Source organism: Rhodopirellula bahusiensis (genome assembly GCF_002727185.1).
Classification (GTDB): Bacteria; Planctomycetota; Planctomycetia; order Pirellulales; family Pirellulaceae; genus Rhodopirellula; species Rhodopirellula bahusiensis.
The window spans coordinates 82,822-95,021 of record NZ_NIZW01000007.1 but is presented as its reverse complement, the minus strand read 5'-3'; the positions used below and the strand labels follow the sequence as shown (position 1 = coordinate 95,021).

Below are 12,200 nucleotides of genomic sequence, written 5' to 3'. Positions count from 1 at the left end.
TCCGGATGATGATCGCCATCGGATTGACGATCGCATTGATCGGATGGGATCCCAATGACGCGATTGCCGAGTCTTTCGAGCGGCTCGTTTGGAAGGATGAGTTCAACGGTGACTCGTTGGACTATTCCAAGTGGGAGATCGAAGTCAACGCGTTCGGTGGCGGCAACCACGAGCTTCAGATTTACACCGACCGCCCTGAGAACGTGCGAGTCGAGGATGGCTGTCTGGTTCTGGAGGCTCGACGTGACAACGCGGCCATTAGCGGAACGTCGCGAGAGTACTCGTCGGGGCGAGTTCGAACCAAGCACCGAGGTGACTGGAAGTACGGGCGCATCGAAGTGCGTGCGAAGTTGCCGCAAGGACAAGGCGTTTGGCCAGCCATTTGGATGTTGCCTACCAAGGATCAGTACGGTGGTTGGGCAGCCAGCGGCGAGATTGACATCATGGAGATGCGAGGTCAGCAACCCAGCGTCGTGTTGGGGACGCTGCATCACGGCGCACCGTGGCCAAATAACCTTCACACCGGCGACGAGTTCACGCTGGGGCAAGGAACCTTCGCCGATGACTTTCATACGTTCGCGGTGAACTGGCGAGCCAATGAAATTGAGTGGTTGATCGATGGGAAATCGGTTCAAGAGCAAACGAGATGGGAGAGCTCAGGCGGCGAGTACCCTGCCCCGTTTGATCAACCGTTTCATCTGTTGTTGAATGTCGCCGTTGGAGATGGCTTTCTTGGGGCCTCCCGATACGACCACTCAATTCCCGGTGCAGATGCTGGTTGATTCGGTGAAGGTTTATCAGTAGCGGGCGAGAGTCCTCTCGACGGTGTCTTTCAGTCATTCCAGTTCTCACGGTCATACCCCGTCGCATCCGGCTAGATCAGGCGGATCGCAATCGGATGCCCACGGAGCACTCATTCGGGCGGCGCGAACTGATTCGCTTTTCTTCACGCCCGCTGCTCATCCAACGGTGCCAACGGATGCTGTAGCCACGAAGTGGCGAAAGGATAAAGCCAATGGGAAGCTGCGAAATTGATTGTCTTCTTCAATCTGAGGGTTTGAATTTGACTGTTTTTCGCGATTATTGTTAACGATTCCTGTTCGCGTTCGGCATACGGTGGACAGACTGTTGTTCCGCGTCGGCCGTGCACATGAACGAAGATCAGAAACGGGCAAATTTCACTCGATGCTGGCTTGATGCTGAGCCAGCTGTTTCGGCGTATGTGTTTGCATCGATCAGTGGGTTCCATGATGCGGAAGACGTTGTTCAGCGGATCGCTCAGGAACTGGCGCGGCGGTTCGATGAGTATGACTCGGGCCGGACCTTCGTTGGATGGGCATTGTGGATCGCCAAGTCTCGGGTGATTGATTTTTACCGAGTTCAAGGTCGCTCGCGGGTCGTTTTCTCGGACGAGGTGCTCGGCCAACTTGCGGACACAATCGCTCAGCAGGCGGATGGTCGTAGCCAACGTCGCGAAGCACTGGAGTCCTGTCTGGATGAACTCCCGCCTCGTTCGCGTCAGCTGCTCGATTTGCGATACGTCGGAGAACGTTCCGCCGCCGAGATCGCTCGCGAAATCGGGTCGACCAGCGGGTCGGTTCGAGTCCTGCTTACGCGTGTGCGAACGGCACTTGCAAGTTGCATCGAACGACGCACCGCTTTGGAGAATCAGTGATGCCCGTCGACGATGAATTGATCGATCGCATGCTTTCAGGCGAGCTATCCGACGAAGAAGCCACAGCGTTTGAGCAGTGGCTGAAGAACCCCGCCAATCTTCAGCGGTTTGCACTTCGTGCCGAGCTTCATTCAGACTTGCGGCAATCGCTGCGACGCCGACAGATCCAAACAAATGCGTTGGAAGCCAGCAACGCTGCCTCGGAGATCATTCCCGGTTCGACAAAACAAAATCACCAGCCGTCATTGATTCGATCACCAAGGAGAGTGCTAGCGATAGCGGCCGGGTTGGTAACAGCGGCGTGCCTGCTGTTCGCCTTCTTGCAGCCCCACCGCGACGACCAATCGACCAGCGAGGATCGCGTCGCGGCATCCGTCGTCCGCAACGTGGGTGGATTGCTTACGAAAGGCGATCAGCAATGGGACGATCCGCAACTGCCTATGGGCGACTATGAATTGCGAAAAGGATTATTGAATCTGCGGTTCGGCGGCGGAGTCATGGTGTATATGGAGGCTCCTGCCCGCTTCGATGCGGTGAGCGACCGGCGTGTTGTGCTTCACAGCGGGCGTTTGTCAGCCACCGTTCCACCGGAAGGCATCGGGTTCACCGTTGAAACTCCCGAAGCGGAAGTCATTGATTTCGGCACCGAGTTCTCAATTGATGTTGAGGGCGGTGCGAGCGAGGTGCATGTGTTTGATGGCCTCGTGCGTGTGAATCCGGGGGCATCGAATCAACGTGACGCTTCCAAGTCGGTTGATCTTCACGCTTCGGAGGCCGTCCGGATTTCTGGTGGGGCACCTGACTTGGTTGGTATCTCCGTCGAGACCAACCGATTCATTCGCAACTTCGATGAACCGAGGCTGAACTACGCCCGCGCGATCAAGCGGTTGTCGCCCGTCGTTTATTACCGAATGCCAATTCGCGACCGCGGTTTGGTGTCGGAACCGCCCGAATACTCTGGCGTCGTTTTAACAGGGGACGGCAAACGCCCAGCACATGCCAAAGGTGTCTTCGCCGGCGGTTCTTTGCGAGTCGGAGTCGACTCCATTGGTCGTGGCGGGCGCGTCGATTCGCCGCCCGCATTCAACACAGGACACTTCTCGCTAACCGTGTTCGTGTATCTGGAAGCGCCCGCCCATAGCGCAATGGTTGCCACCAACCGGGATGGAGACCGCGGCAACTTCAGTCTCTCTCTCAATAAGAACGGAACGCTGCAAACCACCATCGTGATGGACGAGGCCATGACTCCGGCAATAACCACGGTGGTGGACAAGGCAACGAGTCACCTCACAACAGGACTCGTGACCACGTCCACCACAGGTAACTCAGCCCTACCGCAAAAAACCTGGCGGCACATTGTTGTGACTGCTGACGGTGAGCAATTGCAGATCTACGAAGACGGGAGGCTCGTTGCTTCCACAGCGTGCACCGAAATGGCATCCAGCGACTCCGAGACGGTCTGGTTCGGAACGGACGCCAAAGCGACACAAGTTTGGGACGGCAGGATCGACGAAGTGGCTTTGTTCAACCGAGCGCTCAACGGAGCCGAAATTTCGACACTCTATCGCACGGCTCAAGAGGAGATCGCGAGATTAAGATGACGTCCAAGTACCCGCGATTCTTACGGTGTTTGCAACCGTGCAAAAAAGGACGTGATGGACGGGGCACCGAGTCCTTCATTCGGGAACTCGTTGCCTCCTCCACCACCAAAACCTCAACTCAAATGACACTTATGCACATACCGACGCATTTCCTTTTCGGCATCGTTTTCGTCGCAAGTCTTGCCGGCCATTTGTCTGCAGACGATGCACGCCCCAATGTCGTATTCCTGGCGGTTGACGACATGAACGACTTTGTCGGATGTCTCGACTCACGCCCCAATGCAATCACACCCAACATCGATCGGCTTGCCGCTCGTGGCGTGTGCTTTACCAACGCTCATACCGCTGGAGTGTTTTGTGCACCCAGTCGAGCAGCCATCTTTTCCGGCCAATACGCATCGACGACTGGATGCTACGAGACTCCGAATTACTTTGTGCATCATTCGGAGATTGAATCGCTGCAAATGAGCTTTGCCAAAGCGGGCTACTCGACGCTGGGCGCTGGCAAGCTCTTTCATCATCCGGCTGGAGCAATTGACCAGCGAGGTTGGACAAAGTTCTTCCTGCGAAACCAATTTCAACGGGAAGGCGGTTGGGCACTTGAATCATGGAGCAGCGACACGCCGGTGCCACAGCCCTTTCCGGCCAGCACCTACAACCAAGGCAAAGAGATCACCGGCGGGTTGTTCTTGGAATGGGGTGCAATTCCGAATGATGAAGAAGAGGAGATGGCCGACACGATGCGTGCGAACTGGGCCGTCGATCAACTAGAGCAAAAACACGACCAGCCGTTCTTTCTGGCCTGCGGTTTCTACGCTCCTCATTACCCCAACTACTGTCCGCAGAAGTATTTTGAGTTGTACGATCGAGATGCCATCGAGACTCCGGCGTTCAAGGAAGATGACCTAGACGATCTTCCAAAGAAGATTGTCAAACAACGTCAGAACCGCAGGAAGCAACACTACGACAAATTGGTTGCCATGGGTGCTTGGAAAGACGCCCTGCACGGTTACCTCGCGTGCACCAGCTACGCTGATGCGATGGTCGGTCGCATTCTAAACGCACTCGAAGCAAGCCCCTATGCCGACAACACCATTGTCGTGCTGTGGAGCGACCACGGTTACCACCTTGGCGAAAAAGGCCAGTGGGGCAAACACACTTTGTGGGAACGAACCTCCAACGTGCCGTTTGTGTGGGCAGGGCCCGGTGTCGCTGAAGGGGTTCGGACTGACGTGACGGTCAGCCTGATTGATATCTATCCGACGCTGGTTGAGCAATGCGACTTGCCGGCACCGCAGCAGAACTTGGAAGGAGTTTCGTTGGCATCGACGTTGAAGCATCCCGCCGACGCAATAGACCGAACGGTATATCTGCCCTACATCAACCCAGGTGAATACACCGTGATCAATCGCGACTGGCGTTTCATCCATTACGACGACCAGAACCAAGAACTGTACAACGTCCAAGAGGATCCGCACGAATGGAACAACCTCGCGTCCGATCCGAAGTACACGGACGTCATCACCACGCTGCAGGATTCAGCACCAGCCAAGTTCGCCGATCCGGAACCCAAGCTCAACGTGCGGCGTGATCTCGTCGTCGAAGGCGAAACGTTCCGTTGGGAGAAAGGCAAAGGCAACTATGTTCCCCATCCGAAGTACTTGCCTTACACCGATCCCGCAATGAAACAAAAGCAATCGAGAAAGGGGCGTTAAAGTGTCAATCTCAGCAGGACCATTTCCAATGAACAATAAAATTCTATTGCTGGCCTCAGCAGTGTTGCTTTCGGTTACACCTTCATTTGCGAGGGCCCAAGCAACCGCTCAGCGGCCGCCGAACATTGTTTTTATGTTCGCTGATGATCTTGGTTACGGCGATCTTGGATGTTACGGACATCCCTATGCTCGAACGCCTGCGATTGACCAACTCGCCAAAGAAGGGACGCGGTTCACACAGTTTTATGTGACCGGCGTGACCTGCAACCCAAGCCGCACGGGATTGATGACAGGCCTGTTTCCAGCTCGATTCCCGAAGTATGCAGCGGACTTCGGTTTTGGCGACCGAGTCACCATTACCGAACTGCTGAAGAAACGTGGCTACAAAACCGGGCAGTTCGGCAAGTGGCACATCGGCCCGGACGACAGCGACGGCACTTATGGAATCGATGAGGTCCAGACGATTGGCAAAAGTCGAGACAGATCAGCCGGCCGAGACGACGACTTGTATTCGGCCGCGATCGACTTCATCAGGGACAACAAGGATGCCCCCTTCTACGTCAACGTCTGGGGGCACGCCACGCACTTCCCAGTCAATACTGCTCAGGGGCTAGCCGCTGAGTTCAACGATATCAGCGTCGACCGGAGAGACTTTTCGCCAACCATGCAGCACAAGTTCGATGAGTGCCTGAAGATCGGCGGCGATCTCGATGAGTCGATGCGTCAGTATCTCGGCGACATCTACCAGCTCGACTTAAACGTGGGCCGAGTCGTGAAGGCCCTTGATGAATTGGGGATCAGGGAAAACACAATCGTCGTATTTTCCAGTGATCACGGTCCCGCCCCCGTGGTAACAGGAAAAAAGGGCACCCGCCAATTCTCCAACAACATGCTGGGTTATGCGGGTGAGTTTCGCGGCGGCAAACACGAACAATATGAAGGGGGAACCCGCGTCCCGTTCATCATCCGATGGCCGGGTAAAGTTCACGCGGGGCGAGTTGATACGACAAGCGTTTGCTCGCTCATCGACTGGTTGCCGACGCTTTGCTCCCTTGCCGGAGTCGATGAATTACCGAATCCGATCGATGGTGAGGACATCTCCGACATCTGGTTCGGTACCGATCGAGAGCGTTTAAAGCCACTATTCTGGAAGACCAGTTCCACCGGCAGCACACCTGCTATGCGAGACGGAAAATGGAAACTGCACCTGCCACGCAAACAACGCGGCGAACCAGAACTCTACGACCTGTCGATCGACCCGAGTGAAAGCAACAACATCGCTGCGCAGCATCCAGACGTTGTGAAATCGCTTTCCAAGAAAATCAAAACCTGGGCCGCCAGTCTGCCCATAGATTACGCGAAAACGAAGGTGAGAAGCAGCTTGCCTGAATCTAAAAACTACGAACCGTAAAGACGAAAACCTATGAGACTTCATCACGCCTTGCTCTTCTTGCCAATCGTTGGTCTTGCTTGTCTGTCAGCCAAGGCAAATGACGAACCTGAACGACCGCCGAACGTCATTCTCTTTCTCGTCGATGACATGGGTTGGACGGATGGACGCGTCTTTGGTTCCGACTACTACGAGACGCCAAACATTGATGCCTTTGCCAAGCAAGCGATGCGGTTCACCAACGCCTACGCGCATCCGCTCTGCTCGCCCAGTCGGGCTTCCATCCTGACAGGGCAAGAGGAGTCGCGGCACGGCATCCTCTCCGCCCACGGACACCTTAAGCCAGGGCCATGGGGCGAACAGGTTTATCAGCCTGCCACACCTCGAAACGAATACCTGCTCACCAAAAGCCGCACTTACCTGAATCCGGATGCGACAACTCTGGCCGAAGCATTCCTCGGCGCCGGCTACCGCACTGCTCACATGGGAAAATGGCACCTCGGCCTGACTCAGGAGCATTGGCCGGACCAGCACGGCTTCGAAGTCACGTTTCACTCCGCACCGGATCCCGGACCTCCCGGAAGCACCTACTTCTCACCGCACGGCGTACATTCTGATGGAAAGCCGAGTGCTGCCCATCGAGTCGGCAATATTGTCGACGGACCCGAAGGCGAACACATCGACGACCGGCTGGGCACTGAGGCAATCAGATTCATTACCGAACATCAGGACGAACCGTTCTACCTGAATCTCTGGATGTACGACTGTCACGGCCCCTGGGAAGCGAAACAGGATCTGATCCAGAAGTTCGCCCAAAAAGAAACTCAGCCTGATGGTCATACCAATCCCGTCTACGCGGCGATGCTGAAGACGATGGACGACAACTTTGGACGAGTCATGACGGCGCTCGATGAACTCGGTATCGCCGACAACACCATTGTTGTTTTCTTCTCGGACAATGGTGGCAACACCCACAGCATGGGGGCGAGCGAACAGAAGCGAAAGATGGCCAATCCGAAGAGCAAGACGTATGGCTACACGAAAATTTACAGCGACTACGCTGGCGTGCAGTATCCGACGAAGAATCTCGGCCTACGCGGTGGCAAAGGAAAGCTTTATGAGGGCGGCCAGCGCGTTCCGTTGATGGTCCGTTGGCACCAACACATTCCTGCGGGATCCGTCAGCGAGACAATCGTTAATAATATCGACCTCTATCCCACGCTGCTTGAACTGACCGGCCAGGCCGAGCCTGCCAATCATGTCATCGATGGAAAGTCCATCGCGAAGGTTCTCACCGAGGGCGAAGAGGGAACGGGGCAAACGAGCGTGAGCTACTTCCCGTATCACGGTGGTGGCATCTCGGTGCGCGACGGCGATTGGAAACTCATTAGGCGCTACACCAGCAAACCGGACCAGTACGAGGGTCTCGTTGAGTTGTTCAACTTGAAAGAGGATCTCGCCGAATCGAAGAATCTCGCTGCCGAAATGCCTGAGAAAGTCACGGAGCTTAGCAAGCTTATCGATTCGCACTTTAAGCACACCAGCGGACTTCCGCCGAAACCGAACCCAGACTTTCAGCGAGGATCAACCTCACCCAAAAACTCCAGGAGCCCGACGCATGGACTGGTTCCCAAGCAATGTCGCATTGAATCGATCGACGACGGCATACGCGTGATCGCTCAGGGAAAGAATCCCTTCCTGGGAACGGCCCAGGTGCAACTGGCTGGCCCAATCACGCTGCACCTACAAGTTCGGGGCATCGATGGTAAGAGCGGGACGGGACGTGTTCAGTGGCGAACCCAGGAACAGACTGATTTCCCCGCAACCGGCCAGACGGTCGACTTCGAAGTTCCTGAGTCGACTAGCTGGCAGGACATCACGGTGCAAGTGCCTGTCGAGGGACGAAGTCAGTTGCTTCGTCTGTATGCCCCAGCCACTGACGGTCTCGACATCCGCTCGATCCGCTGGAAAGCCCAGGACGGGAAACCGGTCCAGTGGGATTTTTCAACGGATGCCCGCTGAGGAACGAGCGGAGCGTGAGAAGGGGCCACCCACGTTTTGACTTGCCTATTGCGGGGTCGTGCGTAGGATTGCTGCATCGCTTCCCCTGGCTGGAGACACCTCATGGCTCGCAAACCTCGTTACGAAGTTGCTGATCCCGCAGAAATCCAAGTCTTTCATGCCGTTCAGCGGTGCGTCCGGCGAGCATTCTTGTGCGGCGATGACCCGTTCACGGGGCAATCGTTTGAACATCGGCGGCAGTGGATTCGTGATCGACTGGAGTTCCTCGCAAGTGTCTTTGGAATCGATTGTTTGACCTACACGGTGCTCAGCAATCATTTGCACATCGTGCTGCGTAGCCGTCCGGACGTGGTAGCGGCTTGGACGGACGAAGAAGTTGCCCGTCGTTGGTTGCGTTTGTTTCCCCATCGTCGCAAGCCTGACGGTTCACCAGAGATTCCGTCCAAGCCAGAGATTGACATGATTGTCAATCAACCTGAGGTGCTGGCCCAACGGCGTCAGCGGCTATCCGATGTGAGTTGGTGGATGCGGTGCACGGCGGAGAACATTGCTCGGCGAGCCAACCGTGAGGATGAGTGCACCGGCCGATTCTGGGAGGGCAGATACAAGCTGCAAAATCTTCTTGATGAGGCGAGTTTGCTGGCTTGTGCGGCGTACGTGGATCTCAATCCGATCCGCGCCGCCATCGCTGAAACGCCGGAAACCAGTGATTACACCGGAGCGAAGGATCGGATCGACGACCTAGCGGAGCGGGAAGATCGAACTCGGCCCAACACTCACGATTGGGAACGCAGTCGTCGGCGTCGCAAGAGTGGTTGGATGAGCCCGATTGAGATCAACGAACAGGATGACCCGGTGGGGCCGTGCCTCGAAAGCTCTGGACGCAGGGCGAGCTCCAAGGGATTCTTAAGCGTTTCAATGGCTCAGTATTTGGAATTGCTCGACTGGACTGGCCGGCAGTTGCGAGACGGGAAGGTAGGAGTGATCCCCGAACACTTGTCTCCGATCTTGAGCCGCCTGGGCTTGGATGCGACCGGCTGGTGCGACGTCGTGTGCAAGTTTGGGCGAGTCTTCAAGCGTGCAGCGGGAACCCCTGAGAGCCTCGCGAGAGAGGCGATACGGTGCGGCCAACATTGGCTTTGCGCCCACGAAAACCCACTTGGATTGTCATCGGACTGATCCAGCCGTTTTCCAAGCCGACGATTGCCCCTGAAGTCCGTCTGAGTTGACAGCTGCGCGTTGCCGGTCAATACCGAGGTTCTTTCGTGCGCAAGCTCGCAATACGTTGCTCATGAGCATCCGAGGTGTCCTCCTGTGGCAACAGCGGGTCACTGCCGCTGCTAAAGTTTGTGGGTGGCCCCCAGCTTTCCCCAGCTTTCCGGCCCCCAGCTTTCCGGTGGCCCCCAGTTTTCCAAGTTTTCGCACAGAAGCCCTGCTCCGCAAACGCGGTTTCGCGAATTGAATCAAGTTGCCCATCTGCACTCGCGAGTGCTACGCGGTGGCGTCATGCAACCACCATTTGCCGAACTGTCCCAGTACGGCGTCGCATAATTTGCTTGCGTCGCATAAGTGATTAGGACAAACTGACGGGTGGCCGAACGGATCAGGTCTCGATAGCCCACGGCGGTCGGGCATCTGGAAACCGCTTCTTATGCAGCGAGGCTAGCCTTGTGTTTGGCGTCGAGTTGCTCTGGTGACTAGCGGCTGAGCGTCTGGTGAATCTTGATTGAATTGCAAGAAGTCTTGATGTCGCAAACCGCAGTTGCCATGACTTCGTGGGTAACCGCGAAGGATGCGACTTTCGTCCGGCAAGCTTCTGCGAATTTCAGTATCACGTGCATTTGGTATCTCAATGAAATCTTTCGTGTTTGTCCTTTGTTGCGTCTGGTGTTCCGTTCTGGTTGCTGAAGAGCAGCGAACTATCACGGTCACTGCGGCTGGCGAAGTAAAGGTCACGCCAGATGTAGTATTGCTTGGGCTCGACGTTCGTACGAGAGAGGCGAGTCTTCTGGAAGCAAAACGCGGAAACGATGCGGTCTCAAGGTCACTACTGAAGTTGCTAGGCGACCATTCGGTCCCAAGGTCCAGCATAAAGGTGGACGATCTTGATGTTTCACCGTACTACGGTGAGTTTGGCGAGCGGCAAGAAACACCGGTTTCCTACAACTATAAGAGAGCAATTTCAGTGCGGCTGACGGACTTCGACAAAATCGAACCGATTTTGTCCGATGCGTTTGATGCTGGGCTCACGAACGTCTCACGCATGCAATTTCGTGTCAGCAGTCAACGAAAGCACCAGTTTGAAGCGAGGCGTTTGGCGGTGGCGCATGCCAAAGAAAAGGCTGGGCACCTCACTGAACTTGCGGGGATGAAACTGGGGGCGGCTCTGCAGATTGAGGAGCACGTTGAATACAATGAAGCTGCGGCGGATTTTTTTATGTCTGCTGCTTCGCATGATGTGAATCGATCGGTCGCGGAAAGAGTTTCTCCAAATGAGAGGGCGGAATACACTCTTGTTGTCCAGCGTGACGACACTAACGCAGAACCTCTGGGACTCAATACGCCAGGTCAGGTTTCCATTTCGGCAGAAGTGAAAATCAAGTTTGAGATGTCGCCCTGAATGCTTGGTGGTGACGGTCCGATGTGTTGAAGTGGGGGGACTCAGTGTCAGCGATTGGTCTTGTTTTTCTACCATCATTGCTGCGATCTCATCGTCCCGATAGCACTGGGAGTTGCTTGACTGAACTTCCAGGAGGCATGCCCGAATGATAAACCCATACGAATCGCCTGATGGAAACGCAAATGTTGCGAACACTGTAGACGTTGCGAATGAGAAAACGTCTTTTCTTCAGCGTTTGATATTCGCAGTTTATTCAATCGTAGTTGGTGGTTTATTCGTGCCGATCACGTTCTTTCTGTCGCTGGGCGTTTTGGGCGTGCCATGCAACTGGTCAAATGTGGCTGTCGTCTTGGGTCTGGTGCTCGTCATGCTTTTCGTTCTGTATCGTTCCCGTACGTCGATCCTTCATCGTCGGTTATCGTCCACGACTAACTTTGTGATCGCTTGTTGCTTCGGTGGACTTGTCGGAATTTCGGTATCCCAAATTGCGATTCTCACTCTTTTTAACGAATTACCGATATAGCTGGCGACCTGGCGATAGCGTTCCCCAACCGAATGGTGCCACCCACCAAACCTTGACTCCCAACCGCCGCTGCGTAGGATCCAATTGTCTTGTCAGTCGGTTCCGAGAGGGAGAGCTTTGCCATGCCGCGGCCTCAGCGATGTGAACAGTTTGATGCGAGCGAAGTTGGGATCGCACTCCACAAAGTGGCTGGCACCTTACAAGTTCGTTACAAGTTCGGGCCCTCGGTCGAATTGAATCCCTATGAATCGCCAACGCATTGCGATGCCGCCAAGCGGTTGCCGCCGAGTCGATACCCATTGCTCATGTTGCTGGCGGGCATTTTCGGGGTAGCAAGTCTCGGCCTTGCACTTCTGATTGCGGTTGAATCAATCAACATGGCACAGCGACAGGGCTACGATGTTGAATTTACCAAGGGGATGATTGTGGCGGCCGGGTTTGCTTTTCTTGGAAGTTGCTGGGCGTTCTCGTGCCGGCTTTACTGGATACGGAGACCGAGGTTGGCCACCGTGATCAATCTTGTTGCTTTTGGTTCTTCAGGTTTGTTCTGGACGCTTCTTGAACTCGGCGTCGTCCCTTGAATTCGCATTTCAATTGTATTTGCCTGTTCTGAACCATGCCTCAGCTCAGCTGCTTAGCAACGCGTGAACAACA

9 protein-coding genes are annotated in these 12,200 nt (G+C 55.3%); all 9 read left to right on the top strand.

Going from position 1 to position 12,200, the window contains the following annotated elements; all coding sequences use genetic code 11:
- Positions 1-5 precede the first annotated feature (5 nt).
- The 9 genes from CEE69_RS10100 to CEE69_RS32810 all read left to right on the top strand — a co-directional run bounded on the left by CEE69_RS10100 (position 6) and on the right by CEE69_RS32810 (position 12,127).
- Positions 6-782, top strand: coding sequence for a glycoside hydrolase family 16 protein (locus CEE69_RS10100; protein ID WP_099260551.1), 777 nt, complete (start codon positions 6-8; stop codon positions 780-782).
- Positions 783-1,150: 368 nt separating this feature from the next.
- A complete protein-coding gene (locus CEE69_RS10095; RefSeq protein ID WP_099260728.1) occupies positions 1,151-1,675 on the top strand; it encodes a sigma-70 family RNA polymerase sigma factor in 525 nt (174 codons plus the stop codon).
- Complete coding sequence (locus CEE69_RS10090) at positions 1,675-3,276, top strand: LamG-like jellyroll fold domain-containing protein (RefSeq protein ID WP_099260550.1); 1,602 nt, start codon at positions 1,675-1,677, stop codon at positions 3,274-3,276. Before CEE69_RS10095 ends, CEE69_RS10090 begins: the two co-directional genes overlap by 1 nt.
- A gap of 131 nt (positions 3,277-3,407) precedes the next feature.
- Positions 3,408-4,991, top strand: coding sequence for a sulfatase (locus CEE69_RS10085; protein WP_099260549.1), 1,584 nt, complete (start codon positions 3,408-3,410; stop codon positions 4,989-4,991).
- Positions 4,992-5,019: 28 nt separating this feature from the next.
- Positions 5,020-6,402 carry a sulfatase family protein gene (locus CEE69_RS10080; RefSeq protein WP_099260548.1) on the top strand — a complete coding sequence of 461 codons (1,383 nt, stop codon included), beginning with the start codon at positions 5,020-5,022 and terminating at the stop codon, positions 6,400-6,402.
- A 12-nt stretch (positions 6,403-6,414) separates the two neighbouring features.
- Positions 6,415-8,403, top strand: a complete 1,989-nt coding sequence (locus CEE69_RS10075; RefSeq protein WP_099260547.1) for a sulfatase — start codon at positions 6,415-6,417, stop codon at positions 8,401-8,403.
- A gap of 102 nt (positions 8,404-8,505) precedes the next feature.
- Complete coding sequence (locus tag CEE69_RS10070) at positions 8,506-9,582, top strand: hypothetical protein (protein WP_099260546.1); 1,077 nt, start codon at positions 8,506-8,508, stop codon at positions 9,580-9,582.
- A 673-nt stretch (positions 9,583-10,255) separates the two neighbouring features.
- A complete protein-coding gene (locus CEE69_RS10065) occupies positions 10,256-11,023 on the top strand; it encodes an SIMPL domain-containing protein (protein ID WP_099260545.1) in 768 nt (255 codons plus the stop codon).
- A gap of 612 nt (positions 11,024-11,635) precedes the next feature.
- Positions 11,636-12,127 carry a hypothetical protein gene (locus tag CEE69_RS32810; RefSeq protein WP_199169842.1) on the top strand — a complete coding sequence of 164 codons (492 nt, stop codon included), beginning with the start codon at positions 11,636-11,638 and terminating at the stop codon, positions 12,125-12,127.
- The last annotated feature ends 73 nt before the right edge of the window (positions 12,128-12,200 follow it).